This is a genomic window from Streptomyces sp. NPDC048603, assembly GCF_043199475.1.
In the GTDB taxonomy this organism is placed as follows: domain Bacteria; phylum Actinomycetota; class Actinomycetes; order Streptomycetales; family Streptomycetaceae; genus Streptomyces.
The window spans coordinates 5,420-23,746 of sequence record NZ_JBICVY010000016.1 but is presented as its reverse complement, the minus strand read 5'-3'; the positions used below and the strand labels follow the sequence as shown (position 1 = coordinate 23,746).

At 72.2% G+C, this 18,327-nt stretch carries 13 protein-coding genes and 1 pseudogene; 4 read left to right on the top strand and 10 right to left on the bottom strand.

Annotated features, from left to right (window positions below):
* Positions 1-17 precede the first annotated feature (17 nt).
* On the bottom strand, positions 18-725 hold the full coding sequence (locus ACGFQ9_RS32225) for an NADPH-dependent F420 reductase (RefSeq protein ID WP_393578768.1): 708 nt from the start codon (positions 723-725) through the stop codon (positions 18-20).
* Positions 726-820: 95 nt separating this feature from the next.
* Here ACGFQ9_RS32225 and ACGFQ9_RS32220 point away from each other — a divergent pair, with 95 nt between their 5' ends.
* From ACGFQ9_RS32220 to ACGFQ9_RS32205, 4 genes and pseudogenes are all read left to right on the top strand, one after another.
* Positions 821-1,426: a TetR/AcrR family transcriptional regulator gene (locus ACGFQ9_RS32220; protein ID WP_393578766.1), complete on the top strand. Its 606-nt coding sequence runs from the start codon at positions 821-823 to the stop codon at positions 1,424-1,426.
* Between the two features lie 16 nt (positions 1,427-1,442).
* Positions 1,443-2,234, top strand: a pseudogene (locus ACGFQ9_RS32215) (Fpg/Nei family DNA glycosylase); the annotation flags it as partial.
* 18 nt (positions 2,235-2,252) lie between these two features.
* On the top strand, positions 2,253-2,663 hold the full coding sequence (locus ACGFQ9_RS32210) for a nuclear transport factor 2 family protein (protein ID WP_393578956.1): 411 nt from the start codon (positions 2,253-2,255) through the stop codon (positions 2,661-2,663).
* A gap of 33 nt (positions 2,664-2,696) precedes the next feature.
* Positions 2,697-3,461 (top strand): SDR family NAD(P)-dependent oxidoreductase, encoded by a 765-nt coding sequence (locus ACGFQ9_RS32205; RefSeq protein ID WP_393578764.1) that lies wholly within the window; start codon positions 2,697-2,699, stop codon positions 3,459-3,461.
* 461 nt (positions 3,462-3,922) lie between these two features.
* Here the strand turns inward: ACGFQ9_RS32205 and ACGFQ9_RS32200 are convergent, their stop codons facing one another.
* The 9 genes from ACGFQ9_RS32200 to ACGFQ9_RS32160 form a co-directional block, all read right to left on the bottom strand.
* Positions 3,923-4,303, bottom strand: a complete 381-nt coding sequence (locus ACGFQ9_RS32200) for a helix-turn-helix transcriptional regulator (protein WP_365101686.1) — start codon at positions 4,301-4,303, stop codon at positions 3,923-3,925.
* Positions 4,304-4,412: 109 nt separating this feature from the next.
* Positions 4,413-4,928: a CinA family protein gene (locus tag ACGFQ9_RS32195; RefSeq protein ID WP_393578954.1), complete on the bottom strand. Its 516-nt coding sequence runs from the start codon at positions 4,926-4,928 to the stop codon at positions 4,413-4,415.
* 68 nt (positions 4,929-4,996) lie between these two features.
* The gene (pgsA, locus tag ACGFQ9_RS32190) at positions 4,997-5,659 is read right to left on the bottom strand and encodes a CDP-diacylglycerol--glycerol-3-phosphate 3-phosphatidyltransferase (protein ID WP_393578763.1); all 663 of its coding nucleotides are present in this window, start codon (positions 5,657-5,659) and stop codon (positions 4,997-4,999) included.
* Positions 5,656-7,152 carry a 30S ribosomal protein S12 methylthiotransferase RimO gene (rimO, locus tag ACGFQ9_RS32185; RefSeq protein ID WP_393578761.1) on the bottom strand — a complete coding sequence of 499 codons (1,497 nt, stop codon included), beginning with the start codon at positions 7,150-7,152 and terminating at the stop codon, positions 5,656-5,658. Before rimO ends, pgsA begins: the two co-directional genes overlap by 4 nt.
* Positions 7,153-7,267: 115 nt before the next feature.
* Complete coding sequence (locus ACGFQ9_RS32180; RefSeq protein ID WP_393578759.1) at positions 7,268-8,173, bottom strand: helix-turn-helix domain-containing protein; 906 nt, start codon at positions 8,171-8,173, stop codon at positions 7,268-7,270.
* A 304-nt stretch (positions 8,174-8,477) separates the two neighbouring features.
* Complete coding sequence (locus ACGFQ9_RS32175) at positions 8,478-10,661, bottom strand: SpoIIE family protein phosphatase (RefSeq protein WP_393578757.1); 2,184 nt, start codon at positions 10,659-10,661, stop codon at positions 8,478-8,480.
* Positions 10,662-10,738: 77 nt separating this feature from the next.
* A complete protein-coding gene (locus tag ACGFQ9_RS32170) occupies positions 10,739-13,579 on the bottom strand; it encodes a DNA translocase FtsK (RefSeq protein ID WP_393578755.1) in 2,841 nt (946 codons plus the stop codon).
* 176 nt (positions 13,580-13,755) lie between these two features.
* Entirely contained in the window at positions 13,756-14,433 is a 678-nt protein-coding gene (locus tag ACGFQ9_RS32165; protein ID WP_393578754.1) for a response regulator, read from the bottom strand.
* 182 nt (positions 14,434-14,615) lie between these two features.
* The coding region (locus ACGFQ9_RS32160) for a HAMP domain-containing protein (RefSeq protein WP_393578752.1) at positions 14,616-18,327 on the bottom strand (3,712 nt) is incomplete at its 5' end.

The following is an 18,327-nucleotide window of genomic DNA, read 5'->3' as shown; positions in this document are numbered from 1 at the left end:
CACCCGACCCGCACGGGTCAGCGGATCACCTTGATGCCGAACCGGGCCCCGCCGAGGGCGAACTGGATCGCGCTGTGCATGTGGGAGTACATCTCCATACCGCGCGAGGACACGATCGGCCCGAGGTCCAGCACGTCCTGCCAGCCGTAGGACCGGAGCAGTTCGGTGACCTGCTGCTTGGCTCCGGCGTCCTCGCCGGCGATGAAGATGGTGTGGTCCCCGCCGCCGACCTTCCGCGGGTCCACCACGGTCTCCTGTTCCTGCGTGACGCACGCCTTCACCACCTTGGTGTCCGGCAGGGCACGCTGGATCCGCTCGCCGAGGCTGTCGGAGTCCACCGGGTCCAGGGCCGGCATCACGCCCCAGGGGGTGGGCCACGGATGGGCCCGCTCGGGGTTGTAGACGAACGGCACGGCGTAGTCCATGAGGACCTTGCCGGCCAGGTGACCGCTGATCTCGCCGAGCACGCGCACGGCGTTGGCTCCGTCGATCCCGTTGATGACGAACTCGCCCTCGGCCGCGGCGTCACCGAAGTTCATCAGGTCGACGGCCGGATAGTCGGCCAGCCACTGCGCGAAGGGCTCCGTGCCCATGAAGTCGGGCTCGGTCCGCCCGAGGGTGACCTGCGAGTCCCGGGTGCCGACGACCACCTGGTGGCCCAGCTGGGTCAGCCGGGCGATGTGCGAGCGGGCACCGGCGCCGGTACCGAGAACAGCGATCTTCATCTGAGGCTCCTTGATCCTCGAACCCCCCTGACGACACTTCCACCGTAACATTGGTACGGACGTCCGTACCAATAAATCTGTGCGAGGCTGGCCACATGCGCGGAGCAACGACCACGAACGACGAGCCGGCGCCGCGGCGCCGGACCCGCCGGCACGACCCGAACCGCCGGGAGCGGATCGCCGAGGTCGCCCTGGAGGTGATCGCCGACCGGGGCCTGGAGGGGCTGACCCACCGGGCCATCGCCGAGCGGGCCGATGTCTCGCTCAGCTCCACCACCTACCACTTCGCCGACCGCGAGGCGCTGATCCACGCCGCGCTGGACCTCGCGGCCGACCGGTTCGCGGCACAGGTGCGCCGCTGGGCCGAGGAGTTCGAGGGCCTCGACCGCGAGCAGCTGGCCGAACGCCTGACGGACGGGGTGCTGGCGTACATCGGGGACGACGGGACCCGCTCCGCCGCGGTGGTCGAGTACGAACTCCACGTCGCGGCCCTGCGCCGCCCCGAGCTGCGCGAGGCGGCCGGCCGCTCGGCCCGGGCCACCGTGGAAGCCCTCACCCCGCACTTCGGCCCCGCCGTCGCCGCCACCGTCCCACCCCTGATGACCGGCCTGTGCCTGCACGCCATGACCTCCCCGGCCACGCCGGCCCGGGAGGAGATCCTCACCGTGCTGCGCCAGGCGCTCGCCGGGACGGGCAGCTGAGCACCAGGAGGAGACCATGCCCGAAGGAGACAGCGTCTGGCGCGCCGCGCACCGCCTGCACGCAGCCCTGGCCGGCCAGGTCCTGACCGTCAGCGACCTGCGGGTCCCCCGCCTCGCCACCACCGACCTCACCGGCCGGACCGTGCTGGACGTGACCCCGCGGGGCAAGCACCTGCTCGCCCGCATCGAAGGCGGGCTCACCCTGCACAGCCACCTCCGGATGGACGGCGCCTGGCACGTCTTCGCCGCGGGCGAGCGCTGGCACGGAGGGCCCGCGCACGAGATCCGGGCCGTGCTCGGCACCGCCTCGCACACCGCCGTCGGCTACCGGCTGCCCGTCCTGGAACTGCTCCGCACCGCAGAGGAGGACCGGGTCACCGGCCACCTCGGCCCCGATCTCCTCGGCGCGGACTGGGACCCGGAGCGGGCCTCCGCCAACCTCCGGGCCGCGCCCGACCGCCCGCTCGGCGAGGCCCTGCTCGACCAGCGGAACCTGGCCGGCATCGGCAACGTCTACAAGGCCGAGCTCTGCTTCATGGCCGGGGTGACCCCCTGGACCCCCGTCGGAGACCTCCCCGATTCCGTGCTCGACCGGCTCCCGGGCGCCGCCCACCGCGTGCTGAAGGCCAACATCGGCCCCGGCAGCCACCCCCGCACCACCACCGGCCCGCGCGGCAGCGGTCGCCCCGACCTCTTCGTCTACGGACGGGCCGGCCGCCCGTGCCTGCGCTGCCGCACCCCGATCCGGGAGGCCCCGCAGGACGACCGCCCCACGTACTGGTGCCCCCGCTGCCAGGCCGGCCCGGCCGGCGAGGACCCGCGCACCGTGGTCCGCCGCTTCAACGCCCTGATCACCGCCCGCGACCTCACCGGCCTCGGCGCCCTGATGTCGGAGGACCACACCTTCGTCGACCCGGCCGGAACGGTCGTCTCGGGGCGCCGGGCCTGCCTGGAGGCCTGGCGCGGCTTCTTCGCCGCGTTCCCCGGCTACCGCAACGTATTCGAGTCCGTCACCGCCGACCACGAGGTGGTCTCCGCCGCCGGGCATTCGGAGTGCTCCGACCCCCGCCTGGCCGGCCCGGCCCGCTGGGCCGCCACCGTGCACGAGGGCAAGGTGACCCGCTGGCACGTGTACGGGGACCCCGCGACCCCGTCCGGCATGTCAGGCAAGTCAGGCACGCCAGGCACATCCGGCACGTCAGGCACGTCCGGCAAGGACACCCCGCCGAACAGTTGACGGCCCGTCAGATGCGGTCGTACCGTCCCGGGCATGCCCATAGCCCCGTACGACCTCACCGGCCGCACCGCGCTGATCACCGGCGCCGCCAGCGGCATCGGACGGGCCTCCGCCCTGCTGCTCGCCGAGGCGGGCGCCGCCGTCCACTGCGCCGACCGCGACGAGAAGGGCCTGCACGAGACCGCGGGCCTGGTCACGGAGGCGGGCGGCACGGCCGTGGTCCACGTCCTGGACGTCACCGACCGCGATCGGCTGCGGGCGGCGGTGGCCGCCGCCGGGCGGGTCGACATCGTCGCCGCGATCGCCGGGATCATGCACACCAGCAGCGTGGTGGACACCCTCGACGAGGACCTCGACCGGGTGTTCTCCGTGAACTTCAAGGGGGTGCTGTACACCTGCCAGGAGGCCGCCCGCGCCATGCTGGCCGCCGGCACCCCGGGCTCCATCGTCACCATGGCCTCCGGCGCCGTGGACGCCGCCACCCCCGGACTGCTCTGCTACAGCGCCGCCAAGGCCGCCGTGGTCCAGCTGACCAGGACCCTGGCCGCCGAAACCGGTCCGCACGGCATCCGGGTCAACGCGGTCGCCCCGGGATGGATCCGCACCCCGATGACCGGCCGGCACGGCCCGGAGGTCCAGGAGCAGACCGAGGCCGCGATGATCAGGATGGCGCCGCTGCGCCGGGTCGGCGAGGCCGAGGACATCGCACGTGCCGTGCTCTACCTCGCCTCGGATGCCTCGTCGTTCATGACGGGCCAGATTCTGCGCCCGAACGGGGGAGTCGCGATGCCCTGGTGACCGGCTCCCCCGCCGCCGGGGATCCCGGGACGGCCCGTGCCCGGGATGCCGGGACGGCCGTCCGGCGGGCGCAGTGCACGGGCAGCAGGCTCAGGGTCCAGCCGCTCATCACGACGGCCCCCTCCACCGGTCCCGCCTCCGCGGGCGCCAGGGTCAGGCGCAGTAACGCCCCCCACCACAGCGCTCCCGCCACCAGGGCCAGGGATATGAGGAGCAAGCGGAGCACGGCGCCTCCCAGGGTGGCTGAACCGGTCCCGCCCATCGTCCCGTACGCCTCCCGGCCGCGCACCCAGAACGCCCCGGAACGCCCGGACTGCCCGGAGGCTCCCGGAGCGCCCCGGAATCGCCCCGGCGTCACCCCGGACAGCGCAGAAGCCCCGTCCGGGGGCGGGGGCGCCTCCCAGCCTCTACTGGGGGACTGCCTCGCACCCGGCCGGGGCTCCGGCCGTACGTTCGGGCACTCAGGCGGCTACGACGTTCACCGCTTCCGCAGGCGCCTTGATGGTCACCCGCTCCGGTCCGCCGGCGACCGAGGTCACGGAGACCGAATTGAGCATCGGGCGTACCGGCGCCGGTACCGGTTCGCTTGCCGCGGCCGACTGTGCAAGCTCGGCGAGCGACAGTTCGTCGCTGACTTCGCGCATCAGCTCGGACATCCGTACGTCCAGCGCGTCGCAGATCGCGGAGAGCAGTTCGGAGGACGCCTCCTTCTGCCCCCGCTCCACCTCGGAGAGATAGCCGAGCGAAACTCGGGCGGACGAGGAGACTTCGCGCAGAGTACGGCCCTGGCGCTGGCGCTGCCGACGCAGCACGTCACCCAGCAGGCGACGGAGCAGAATCATCGGTGGCTCCCTCCTCTGACCGTGTAGCCGCATCCTTCACGCCCCACCGTACCGCCTCGCGCCGCGGCCGTGCGGGGAGCGATGTCGTGTTCACTCAGGGCTGCAAACATCAAATCCCCCCGTTCTGTTCCGTATCCTGCCCCCGCGCATTCTCGCGGAGTTCGCTCGAGAGAAGTTCGAGCACTGTGCGTACACTCTCCCTACGGATTTCCCCACGGGAGCCGTTCAACCGCAGACCGGCCGTTTTCCCGCCCCCGGGCCCCGCCACGGCGATGAAGACCGTGCCCACCGGCTGCCCGTCCTGCGGCTCCGGACCGGCCACCCCGGTCGTCGCGATCCCCCACGTCGCCCCCAGCGCTTCCCGCACTCCGGCCGCCATCTCCGCCGCGACCTGCGCGTTCACCGCGCCGTCCCGGGCGAGCAGCTCCGCGTCCACGCCCAGCAGCCGGTGCTTGAGCTCCGTGGCGTACGCCGTCACGGATCCGCGGAAGGACTTCGAGGCGCCGGGCACCGCGGTGATCTCGGCCGCCACCAGACCGCCGGTCAGCGATTCGGCGACCGCCACCGTCCCGTCACTCTCCGCGAGCAGCCTCAGCGCCTCGGCCGCGATCGAACGGGAGTCCACCCCGGCCGGGCCGGATTCCGGCGCCGCTCCCGCCGCGCCGGCCGCTCCCCGGCCCCCCGCCCCGTATGTCACCTTGCGGCCTGCTCCTCGGCGATCCCCTTGCGCCGCAGCACCACGGCCTGCCGTACGTAGTCCAGACCGGTGACCACCGTCAGCACCACGGCCACGGCCATCACCCAGAAGCGGAAGGTGGCCAGCGGGCCGGTCAGCGCGAGCACGTACATGCCCACCGCGGTGCCCTGGGCCAGCGTCTTCAGCTTGCCGCCCCGGCTGGCCGGGATCACCCCGTAGCGGATCACCCAGAACCTCATCAGGGTGATGCCCAGCTCCCGGCCCAGGATCACCCCGGTGACCCACCAGGGCAGGTCGCCCAGCCAGGACAGGCAGATCAGGGCGGCACCCATGATCGCCTTGTCGGCGATCGGGTCCGCGATCTTCCCGAAGTCCGTGACGAGGTTGTAGGTACGGGCCAGGTGCCCGTCGAACACATCGGTGATCATGGCGACGGCGAACGCCGCCCAGGCCCAGGCCCGCCAGACCGGGTCGTACCCGCCGTCGGCGAGCAGGAGCAGCACGAATCCCGGCACGAGCACCAGCCGGACCATCGTCAGAATGTTGGCGATGTTCCACAGGCTGGCCTGGTTCACGGCCGCGGCGCCCAGCTTCGCGCCGGCCGCCGAACCGGGCCGGCGGCCGGTCCCGCCCGCCGCCGATGCCGGGACTCCGGTCATCCGGCCGCCTCCTCGAAGTCCTCCGTGCCCAGCGGCTCGGCCACCAGGTCCACGCCCAGGGTGCCGACCACCTTGGCGGTCACCAGCCGGCCGGGGGTCAGACCCGTGCTGTCGGTGAAGACCACCTGGCCGTCGGTCTCGGGGGCCTGGTGCGCGGCACGCCCGTACGCGCCGTCGCCGTCCTCGTCGACCGCCTCCACGGACTCGACGAGTACCTCCACGGTCTCACCGATCCGCTCCTCGGCGCGCTGCGACGTGAGTTCCTCGGCGAGTCGCTGCATATGGGCGAGCCGCTCCGCGATCACGTCCTCGTCGAGCTTGTTGTCGTAGGTGACCGCCTCGGTGCCCTCCTCGTCGGAGTAGCCGAAGACGCCGATCGCGTCGAGCCGCGCGTTCGTGAGGAAACGCTCCAGCTCGGCGAAGTCGGCCTCGGTCTCACCGGGGAAGCCCACGATGAAGTTGGACCGGACGCCGGCCTGCGGGGCCTTGGACCGGATGGTGTCCAGCAGCTCCAGGAAGCGGTCGGTGTCGCCGAAGCGGCGCATGGCGCGCAGCACGTCCGGCGCCGAGTGCTGGAAGGACAGGTCGAAGTACGGCACCACCTTCGGGGTGGAGGTCAGTACGTCGATCAGGCCGGGCCGCATCTCGGCCGGCTGCAGGTAGCTGACCCGGACCCGCTCGATGCCGTCGACCTCGGCCAGCTCCGGCAGCAGGGTCTCCAGCAGGCGGATGTCGCCCAGGTCCTTGCCGTAGGAGGTGTTGTTCTCGGAGACCAGCATGACCTCCTTCACGCCCTGCTCGGCCAGCCAGCGGGTCTCGCCGAGCACGTCGGAGGGACGGCGCGAGATGAAGGAGCCGCGGAAGGACGGGATGGCGCAGAAGGAGCAGCGGCGGTCGCAGCCGGAGGCCAGCTTCACGGAGGCGACCGGGCTGGTGTCCAGGCGGCGGCGCAGCGGGGCGCGCGGGCCGGAGGCGGGCGCGAGGCCTTCGGGCAGGTCCGCGGGGGCGGGTGCCGGCTCCTCCTGGGCGTGGCCCGGGAGGGCGACGTCGGAGGCGCCCTGCCGGTCGGCGGGGCTGATCGGCAGCAGCTTGCGGCGGTCGCGGGGGGTGTGGGCCTCCACGCTGCCGCCGCTGAGGATCACCTGGAGGCGGTTGGAGATGTCGGCGTAGTCGTCGAAGCCGAGCACGCCGTCGGCCTCGGGGAGGGCCTCGGCGAGCTCCTTGCCGTAGCGCTCGGCCATGCAGCCGACGGCGACGACGGCCTGGGTGCGGCCGTGATCCTTGAGATCGTTGGCCTCCAGCAGGGCGTCTACGGAGTCCTTCTTCGCGGCTTCGACGAAGCCACAGGTGTTGACGACGGCGACGTCCGCTTCGGCGGCGTCCTCGACGAGCTCCCAGCCATCCGCTGCCAAGCGGCCTGCGAGCTCCTCCGAGTCCACCTCGTTACGGGCGCAGCCAAGAGTGACAAGGGCGACGGTACGGCGTTCGGGCATGGACTCAAGACTACTTCGTCGCGGCGGCGACCCCCGCCCCAAGGCCGGGTAAACGAAGATCCCCGGGGCGGGCGGCGGATGCCGCGCCGCGTCCCGGGGAAACGGAATTGCCTGCTCAGCCCGCTTGGGCCTGGCCCTGGCGCTGATCGTCCTTGGTGTACTTCAGCCGCTCCACCTGGCCGGGCTGGAAGTCGTCCTTGATCTCCTTGCCGTTCACGAACAGCTGGACGGCTCCGGCGTCGCCGAGCACCAGGTCGATGGACTCCTTGTCGGTGAAGGTCTTCGAGTCGCCCATCTGGACCATGCCGTCGAAGAGCAGCCGGCCCGTGGAGTCCTTCGCGGAGATCCAGCTCTCGCCGTCGTTGGCGGTGAGCACCACCGTCACCAGGTCCTTGGGGGCGGCCGCGATGGCGCTGTCCGAGGGTTCCGGCTTGGGCGAGGCGGGCGGCTTTGGCGCCTTCGGCGTCTGGGGCGTCTGCGTGATCACCTTGCCGGTCTGCGCCGGAGCCGGTTTGGGCGAGGCGGAACCTTCCGCCACCGGGCGCCGGCCCTCCTCGCCGCCGCTGAAGGCGGTGAAGCCGACGAAGCCGATCACCGCGACGATCGCCGCGACCATGGCGGCGGTCCAGTTCGGGCGCTGACGCTCGGGACGGATCCGCTCCGCCTCGAAGAGGGGCGCCGCCGGGGTCGGGGCCGGCCGGCCCCCGTGGGCGGCGTCGTAGCTCTCCACCAGCGGGTCCGGATCGGTCCCGACCGCGCGGGCGATCGTACGGATGTGGCCGCGGGCGTACACGTCGCCGCCGCAGCGGGTGAAGTCGTCCTGCTCGATCGCGTGCACGATCGCGGTGCGCACCCGGGTGACCGAGCTGACCTCGTCGACGGTGAGCCCGGCTGCGATGCGGGCCTGCTGGAGGGTCCGGCCGATGGACGATTCGGCTTCCGGCCGCTGCTCGACGCTGTCTTCGGCGTCGGCGGTCGAAGGGCTGTCGTCTTCTGGGGAGTTGGATTTGCCGATGGACACGGGGGTGCCTTTCGAGCGTGTAGCCACCTGCTGCCTGTCCAGTCTAGGGGGGTGACGAAAAGGAGGAGCAACCGGAGGGGGGACTTCGTACGCCATCCGCATGGCGGCCGGATGTCCTTCCCCCTTACCTCAACTCGGACGCCGTGCGAAGGGATACGGTTGCCCGCGCATCCCTTATGGGTGAGCCCCCTGCCACCGGCCGGCGGCGGGCCTACGGGGCGTCAATCCGGAAGGTAGGCGACCGCTTCCTCCGGTACAAGCAAGCCGGTCCGGGCAAGCGGGTGACGGGCCCGGCGGACCGGCGTCAGGCGGGCGGCACCGGGTCGGTGCGCAGCAGCAGCATGGCGATGTCGTCGGTGTACCGGCCGGTCGGCCAACTGCACCTCAGCAGCGTGTCGATGAGGCCGTCGAGGTCCCGGCCGCAGTGTTCGGCGAGCTGCCCGGCGAGGTCGGCGGTGGTCCGGTCGAGGTCCCGGCCCGGTGCCTCGACCAGCCCGTCGGTGTAGAGGGCGAGGGTGGTGCCCGGTCCGAGCTCCAGCCCGGTGACGGGGAAGGAACGGCCGGCGCCGGCGCCGAGCATGGGGGCGGGGTCGAGCTCCACGACTCCGGGCGGGAGCCCGGGCCGGTGCAGCAGCGGGGGCGGGTGGCCTGCCGTGGCCATCCGCGCCCGGTGCCGCGCCAGGTCGAGGTGGACGTACAGGCAGGAGACCAGCAGGTCGGTGCCCAGGTCGGCGAGCACCCGGTTGGTCCGGGCGAGGACCTGGTCGGGCGGGGCTCCGGCGGTGGCGTGGATGGCGGTGCGGACCTGGCCCATGAGCGCGGCCGCGGCGACGTTGTGGCCCTGGACGTCACCGATGACGGCCGCGGCCGTGGTGGCGTCGAGGCGGATGAGGTCGTAGAAGTCGCCGCCGATGTCCATGCCGTGCCCGGCCGGCAGGTAGCGGGCGGCAGCCCGCAGCCCGGGCAGCCGCGGCAGGCCGCGCGGGAGGAGGGCCTGCTGGAGTCCGTGGGCGATGTCGTGCGTGGCGTCGTAGAGCCGGGCCCGGTCCAGGGCCTGGGCGATCAGACCGGCCAGTGAGGTGAGGACGGCGCGCTCGTCGGCGCTGAAGACCCGGGGGTGGTCGTAGGACAGGATGCAGCAGCCGACCGGCCGGCCGGAGATGGCCAGCGGCAGGAAGGCCCACGCCTGCTTCCCGCTGATCCGCAGGGCCTGGGGGAACTCGCGGGCCATCTCCCGGGGGCTGGCGTAGAAGGCCGGGACGCCGGTGGCGAGGACCATTCCGGCGGGGGTCAGATCGGTGTCCAGGGGCAGGCCGTCGAGGCTGTCGACGGTCTCCGGGTCGTAGCCGTGATGTCCGGTGATCTTCAGGCGGCCCGCGTCGGCCGTGGACAGGAGCAGCCCGTCGGCGCCGAAGGCCGGGAGGATCTGGTCGGCGACCAGCTCGATGACGTCGCGGACGGCCACCGTCTCGGTGAGAGCGGCCGCCAGGTGCGCCAGCTGGTAGAGCCGGCCCGCCTGGGCGCCGTTCGGGGGCCCGGCGCCGGCCGGCCGGGGGGTACGGGCGGCCGGGGGCTGCCTGGCGCCGCCGGGGGCCCGGGTCCGGGTGATGCGGACGCTGATGCCGCTGGCGTCCGGGTAGAGCTCGAAGCGGAGCCAGGTGCCCCGCGACCGCTCGACGGTGAAGGCGACCGGGTCGCGGCTGAGGACCGCGGTCCGGTAGTGGTCCTCGACCTCCGGGGTGTCGAGCCAGGGCAGGGAGTACATGGGCCGGGTGCCCAGAACCTGGTCGGCCTTGCGGCCCAGCAGGGCCTCCGCGGCGGGGTTCAGGTACGTGATCCGGCTCTCCAGGTCCAGGGCCAGAGCCCCTTCCGGAAGCCGCTCGACGTAGTCCGCGGCGGCCTGCCCGGCCCGGCCCGTGTCCTGCGGACCGGCCCCGGCCGCCGGAATCAGGAGAGGACTGTCGGGCACCGCGCCCGGGACGGCGTACTCGTCCAGTGCGCGGGCGATCCGCCGGGCCGCGGCGGCGAGGTGGCTGCGCCCGCGCGCCGTGGCGCCGCCGGGGTGTTCGGCGGGCCAGAGCAGGATCAGGCTGCCCCAGCACCGGGAGCGGCCGTTCAGGGGGAGGGCGGCGAGCGCGAACCGGTAGGGCAGGCCGGCGGCGGCGCGCGGGAAGGCCCGCACCATCTCCTCCTGCGAGGCCACCCACACCAGCCGGTTCTCCCGGACCGCCTCGCTGGGGGGTACCGGGGAGGCCATCGACACCCGTCGCCACGGGCGGGCCGCCTCCACCGGAAGCCCGCACATCAGCGCGAGGACCAGGGCCCGTGCCGCCTCGTCCAGCAGGTAGATCCCGCCCGCGGCGGCCCCGGTACGGCGCACGGTGTCGGCCAGCGCCTCGTCCGGCCGCGGCACGGCGAGCGTGGCACCCGCGGACTCACCGCCGCCGGCCACCGGAGGACCCCGATCCGTCACCCATATCAGGACCATACGACCCGGAGGTCATCCGGTGCAGGTCCGGGCGGGGGCGCCGCCGACGGCGGCCGCGCCCCGGTCCGCGGACTCCGCTACGGCTGGGACTCCCCGCGGATCACGGCGAGCACGCCGTCGAGCTCGTCGGGCTTCACCAGCACGTCCCGTGCCTTCGACCCCTCGCTCGGGCCCACCACGCCCCGCGACTCCATGAGGTCCATCAGCCGGCCGGCCTTGGCGAAGCCCACCCGGAGCTTGCGCTGGAGCATCGAGGTCGACCCGAACTGGGTGGAGACCACCAGCTCGGCCGCCTGGCACAGCAGGTCGAGGTCGTCCCCGATCTCCTCGTCGATCTCCTTCTTCTGCTTCTGTCCGACCGTGACGTCGTCCCGGAACACCGGGGCCATCTGGTCCTTGCAGTGCTGGACCACCGCCGCGACCTCGTCCTCGGTGACGAAGGCGCCCTGCAGCCGGACCGGCTTGTTCGCCCCCATCGGCAGGAACAGTCCGTCGCCCTTGCCGATCAGCTTCTCGGCGCCCGGCTGGTCGAGGATGACCCGGCTGTCGGCCAGCGAGGAGGTCGCGAAGGCCAGCCGGGAAGGCACGTTCGCCTTGATCAGACCGGTGACCACGTCCACCGAGGGCCGCTGGGTGGCGAGCACCAGGTGGATGCCGGCCGCCCGGGCCAGCTGGGTGATCCGGACGATCGAGTCCTCGACGTCGCGCGGGGCGACCATCATCAGGTCGGCCAGCTCGTCGACGATCACCAGCAGGTACGGGTAGGGGCTGAGCTCGCGCTCGCTGCCCGGCGGCAGTTTGATCTTGCCTTCCCGGATGGCCTTGTTGAAGTCGTCGATGTGCCGGTAGCCGAAGGCCGCCAGGTCGTCGTAGCGGAGGTCCATCTCCCGCACCACCCACTGGAGCGCCTCGGCGGCCCGCTTGGGGTTGGTGATGATCGGGGTGATCAGGTGCGGAATGCCCTCGTACGCCGTGAGCTCGACCCGCTTGGGGTCGACCAGCACCATCCGCACGTCCTCCGGGGTGGCGCGCACCATGACCGAGGTGATCAGGCAGTTGATGCAGGAGGACTTGCCGGATCCGGTGGCGCCGGCCACCAGCACGTGCGGCATCTTCGCCAGGTTGGCCATCACGTAGCCGCCCTCGACGTCCTTGCCGAGCGCCACCAGCATCGGGTGGTCGTCCTCCGCGGCGTCCGCGAGCCGCAGCACGTCGCCGAGGTTGACCATCTCGCGGTCGGTGTTCGGGATCTCGATGCCGACCGCCGACTTGCCCGGGATGGGGCTGATGATCCGCACGTCCGGACTGGCCACCGCGTACGCGATGTTCTTCGTCAGCGCGGTGATCCGCTCGACCTTGACCGCCGCGCCCAGGGTGACCTCGTAGCGGGTGACCGTCGGACCCCGGGTGAAGCCGGTGACGTCGGCGTCCACCTTGAACTCGGTGAACACGTTCCGCAGCGCGTCGACGATGGCGTCGTTGGCGGCGCTGCGGGTCTTGCCCGGGCCGCCGCGCTCCAGCAGGTCCAGCGAGGGCAGCGCGTAGGTGATGTCCCCGCGCAGCTGGAGCTGCTCGGCCCGGGGCGGCAGCCCTCCGGTGGGCTCCGGCGGCGCCTTGGTCAGGTCCGGGACGCTGAACACGCCCGCGCCGTCGGCGGCGGGCACACCGGGCCCGGGCACCGGGTGGTCCGCGGCCGGGGACTCCGCCGGGTTCTCCGCCGGGGCCGCCGGCGTCGCGGGGCCCGGGACCTCCTCACGGGCCGGGGGCACCGGGGCCGTGGGCTCGGTTCCGCTCCGGCCGCCCGTGGCGACGCCCTGGGTGAGGTCGGCGACCAGCGGCGACGGCGGCATCCCGCCCAGCACGGCACCGTCGAGGGCCGCCGCCGCGGCCGCGGCCACGTCCACCGCGTCCATCTCCCGGTCCAGCGGCGGCTGTACCGAGCCGCGCCGGGGCCGCCGGCCGGCGGCCCGCCGCTTGGCGAGCGCTTCCTCCTCGGCCGCGTCCGGACCTTCCTCCGGTCCCCCGGCCGGGCCCTCCGCCCCGCGGCCGGTACGGGCGCGCCAGCGGTCCGGGTCGTGCCGGTCCGGCCGCTCCGCGCCGTCCTCCGCGGGCAGGTCGTCGTACTGGTTCGGCTGGATGATCCCCAGCCGGATGCCGAGCCGGCGCAGTCGCTGCGGGATGGCGTTGACCGGGGTCGCGGTGACCACCAGCAGGCCGAAGAGCGTCAGCAGCACCAGCATCGGCACGGCGAGCGGCGCACCCATGGTGAAGATCAGCGGCTTGGACGCGGCCCAGCCGATCAGGCCGCCCGCGTCCTGTATGGCGGCCTCGCCCTCGCCCCGGCCGGGGGACCCGCAGGCGATGTGCACCTGGCCGAGCACCCCGATCACCAGGGCGGACAGGCCGATGCCGATCCGGCCGTTGGCATCGGTCTCCTCCGGGTGCCGGATGAAACGTACCGCCATGACCCCGAGCAGGAGGGGCACCAGCAGGTCGAGCCGTCCGAAGGTGCCGGTGACCAGCATGGTGACCAGGTCGCCGACGGGGCCCTGCAGGTTCGACCAGGTGCCGGCGGCGACGATCAGCGCGAGGCCCAGCAGGAGCAGGGCGATGCCGTCCTTGCGGTGCGCGGGGTCCAGGTTCCTGGCGCCCTTGCCGATGCTCCGGAACACTCCGCCCACCAGGTGGGCGAGACCCAGCCAGAGCCACCGCACCACCCTGAGCACCCCGCCCGAGGGGGACGGCGCCGGCTTCGGCGCGGTCTTCTTCACCGGGGCGCGCTTCGCGGGCGCGGCCTTCTTCGCGGGAGGTCTGCGCGCGGGCGCCGCTTTCTTCGCCGGCGCAGGGGTACGGCCGGTGCGGGCCTTCGCGGTGCCCGCGCTGCTCTGGGAACCCTTGCCGGACGTACGTGAGGCCATGGGGGCGAGGTTACCGGTGTGCACGCCGGTGGACACGCGTGCCCACCCCTTCACCCGTTCGTGTCGGGCCCGGGGTACGCGATGTGACGCACAGCCGGACCTGACCGGGCCTCAGGAGACCGGCCCGGCCCGGCCGTCGGCCGGCTCCGCACCGGAACCGGCACGGCGGCCCCGCCTCAGGTCTGGGCGGGCAGCACCGGCGCGGTGCCGCCGGCCCCCGGCTCCAGGGCGTCCAGCGCCCGCCGCAGTCCGGTCAGCTTGCGCTCCAGGTGCGCCGCGGTGGCGACCACCGAAGCGTCCGCCGCCTCCTCACCCAGCTGCTTGGTGAGTGCCTCGGCCTGCTCCTCGACGGCCGCGAGCCGGGCCGACAGCTCGGCCAGCAGCCCCGCCGCGTCCTTGCTCTCCGAGCCGTTCGTGCTGCCGTCCAGCTGCAGCCTCAGCAGCGCCGCCTGCTCGCGGAGCTGGCAGTTCTTCGTGTACAGGTCGACGAAGACCGAGACCTTCGCCCGCAGCACCCACGGGTCGAAGGGCTTGGAGATGTAGTCCACCGCCCCGGCCGCGTACCCGCGGAACGTGTGGTGCGGACCGTGGTTGATCGCGGTCAGGAAGATGATCGGGATGTCCCTGGTCCGCTCCCGGCGCTTGATGTGCGCGGCGGTCTCGAACCCGTCCATCCCGGGCATCTGCACATCCAGCAGGATGACCGCGAAGTCGTCCGTCAGCAGAGCCTTGAGCGCTTCCTCCCCCGACGACGCCCGGACCAGGGTCTGATCGAGCGCAGAGAGAATGGCCTCCAGCGCCAGCAGATTCTCCGGCCGGTCGTCGACCAGGAGGATCTTGGCCTTCTGCACCATGCCCTGTCCTCCTCGCCCCGGCATGGGGCCTCCCCGGCCCGTCCTTGTGCCGGTCATCGTAGCCCCAGTCCCGAGATCGCCACACCCTGTCACCGAGATGTCACTGTGCACGTAGCGGAAACGCGGCGGGCGGACCGATGGTTCCCCATCCGCCCGCCCGCCAACGTGCCTGGTCGGACGGCCTATTCCGCCCGCATGTGCTGCTCCATGACGGACAGCAGGAAGTCGGGGTCCACCGGCTTGGTGACATAGTCCGAGGCCCCGGAGTCGATCGCCTTCTCCCGGTCCCCCTTCATCGCCTTCGCCGTCAGCGCGATGATCGGGAGGCCCTCGAACTGGGGCATCCGCCGGATCGCCGCGGTCGTGGCGTACCCGTCCATCTCGGGCATCATGATGTCCATCAGCACCACGGTCAGGTCGTCGTGCTGCTCCAGCACCTCGATCCCCTCCCGCCCGTTCTCCGCGTACAGCACGTTGAGCCCGTGCTGCTCCAGCACGCTGGTCAGCGCGAAGACGTTGCGGACGTCGTCGTCGACGATCAGCACCTTCTCGCCCCGGAAGTCGTACGTCCGCGGCGCCGCCGGCGGCTCCTCCTCCGGCAGCCACGCCTCGGCGCCGGGCTGGCCCGGCAGCTCCGGCCGCTGCACCTGCTCGATGGGCGCCTTCCGGCGCCGCCGGAACAGCGACGGGCTGCCCTGTGCGGGCGCGGCGGACATCCCGGCACGGTCACCGTGCCCGCCGGCCGGCGGCAGCGCCTGCGGCACCGGTACGGACGCGACGGCCGGAGCCACCCCGGCCGGGCCGTAGACCGGCGCCGGTGCCAGCGGCGACCGCCCGTACAGGTCGGCCCGGCCGCCCGGGGCCGGCGGCGCGTAGCCCTGAGGCGGCAGCTCGCTCGGGTGCAGCGGCAGGTACAGCGTGAAGGTGGAGCCCCGGCCCGGCTCGCTCGCCGCGTGGATCTCACCGCCCAGCAGCCGGGCGATCTCCCGGCTGATCGACAGCCCCAGACCGGTGCCGCCGTACTTCCGGCTCGTCGTGCCGTCGGCCTGCTTGAACGCCTCGAAGATCACCAGCATCTTGCCGGCCGCGATGCCGATCCCGGTGTCGGTCACCGAGAACGCGATCAGGTCGGCGTCCGCGTCCCGCAGCGACCCGGCCTCCAGCAGCTGTTCCCGGATGGCCTGCGGCACGTCCGACCCGGCGGGCCGGATGACCAGCTCCACCGCGCCGTTGTCGGTGAACTTCACCGCGTTCGACAGCAGGTTCCGCAGCACCTGGAGCAGCCGCTGCTCGTCGGTGTGCAGGGTGGCCGGCAGCTCCGGGGACACCCGCACCGAGAAGTCCAGGCCCTTCTCCGCGGTCAGCGGCCGGAAGGTGGCCTCCACGTAGTCCACGAGCTGGACCAGCGCGATCCGGGTCGGCGAGACGTCCATCTTGCCCGCCTCGACCTTCGACAGGTCCAGGATGTCGTTGATCAGCTGCAGCAGGTCCGAACCGGCACCGTGGATGGTCTCGGCGAACTCCACCTGCTTCGGGGAGAGGTTGCCGTCCGCGTTGTCGGCGAGCAGCTTGGCCAGGATCAGCAGCGAGTTCAGCGGGGTCCGCAGTTCGTGCGACATGTTGGCGAGGAACTCGGACTTGTAGCGCATGGAGACCGCCAGTTGCTCGGCGCGCTCCTCCAGGACCTGCCGCGCCTCCTCGATCTCGGTGTTCTTCACCTCGATGTCGCGGTTCTGCTGGGCCAGCAGCTCGGCCTTCTCCTCCAGCTCCGCGTTGGCGGCCTGGAGGGCCTTCTGACGGTTCTCCAGCTCGTCGGAGCGCTCCCGCAGCTGCTCGGTCATCTCCTGCGACTGCTTCAGCAGCACCTCCGTACGGGAGTTGACGCTGATGGTGTTGACGCTCGTACCGATCATCTCGGCGATCTGGCTGAGGAAGTCCTTCTGGATCTGCGTGAAGGGCTGGAAGGAGGCCAGCTCGATCACACCGAGCACCTTCGCCTCGAACAGCACCGGCAGCACGATCACATGGGCCGGCGGCGCCTCACCCAGACCCGAGGAGATCTTCAGGTAGCCGGGCGGGGTGTTCTCGACCAGGATGGTCCGCTTCTCCTCGGCAACCATCCCGATCAGTCCCTCTCCCGGCCGGAACGAGGTCGGCATCAGGCCCGGGGCGTACGCGTAACTGCCGCGCATCCGCAGCTCGTACGAGCCGTCCTCGGTGCCCTCGGTGCCGATCCCGTCGGTGCCGCCGGACGGCACGGCCAGGAAGAACGCGCCGGCCTGCGCGGACACCACCGGCGTCAGCTCGCTCATGATCAGCGAAGCCACGTCGTCCAGGTCCCGACGGCCCTGCATCAGACCGGAAATACGGGCCAGGTTGCCCTTGAGCCAGTCCTGCTCCTTGTTGGCCAGGGTGGTGTCCCGCAGGTTGGCGATCATCGTGTTGATGTTGTCCTGCAGGACCTGGATCTCGCCCGCCGCGTCGACGTCGATCTTCAGGTTCAGGTCGCCGCGGGTCACCGCGGTGGCCACCGCCGCGATCGCGCGCACCTGCCGGGTCAGGTTCCCGGCCATCTCGTTCACCGACTCGGTGAGGTCCCGCCAGGTGCCGTCGACGTCCCGGACCCTGGCCTGGCCGCCCAGGATGCCCTCGGTACCCACCTCGCGGGCCACCCGGGTCACCTGGTCGGCGAACGAGGACAGCTGGTCCACCATCGTGTTGATGGTGGTCTTGAGCTCCAGGATCTCCCCGCGCGCGTCGATGTCGATCTTCTTGGTCATGTCGCCCTTGGCGATGGCGGTCGTGACCATGGCGATCTGCCGCACCTGACCGGTGAGGTTGGAGGCCATGAAGTTCACCGAGTCGGTGAGGTCCTTCCAGGTCCCGGAGACGCCGGGGACGTGCGCCTGACCGCCCAGCCGGCCCTCGGTACCCACCTCGCGGGCCACCCGGGTCACCTCGTCCGCGAACGAGGACAGGGTGTTGACCATCGTGTTGACCGTCTCCGCGAGCTGTGCGACCTCACCGCGCGCCTCGACGGTGACCTTCTTCGTCAGATCGCCGTTGGCCACCGCCGCGGACACCTGCGAGATCCCGCGCACCTGCGCGGTCAGGTTCCCGGCCATCGTGTTGACGTTGTCGGTGAGGTCCTTCCAGATGCCGGTGACCCCGCGCACCCGCGCCTGACCGCCGAGGATGCCCTCCGAACCCACCTCGCGGGCCACCCGGGTCACCTGCTCGGCGAACGAGGACAGCTGGTCCACCATCGTGTTCACGGTGGTGACCAGCTCCAGGATCTCGCCCTTCGCGTCCACCGTGATCTTCTTCGACAGGTCGCCCATGGCCACCGCCGTGGTCACCTGGGCGATCTGCCGCACCTGGGAGGTCAGGTTGCCGGCCATGAAGTTCACCGACTGGGTGAGGTCCTTCCAGGTGCCGGAGACCCCCTTCACCTCCGCCTGACCGCCGAGGATGCCCTCGGTACCCACCTCGCGGGCCACCCGGGTCACCTGGTCCGCGAAGGAGGACAGCTGGTCCACCATCGTGTTGATGGTGTTCTTCAGCTCAAGGATCTCCCCGCGCGCGTCCACGTCGATCTTCTGCGACAGATCACCGCGCGCCACCGCCGTCGCCACCTGGGCGATGTTGCGGACCTGCGAGGTCAGGTTCCCCGCCATGCCGTTCACCGAGTCGGTCAGGTCGCGCCATACGCCGGCCACGCCCGGCACCTGCGCCTGACCGCCCAGCCGGCCCTCCGTACCCACGTCCCGGGCCACCCGGGTCACCTGCTCGGCGAACGAGGACAGCTGGTCCACCATCGTGTTGATGGTGTTCTTCAGCTCAAGGATCTCCCCGCGCGCGTCCACGTCGATCTTCTGCGACAGATCACCGCGC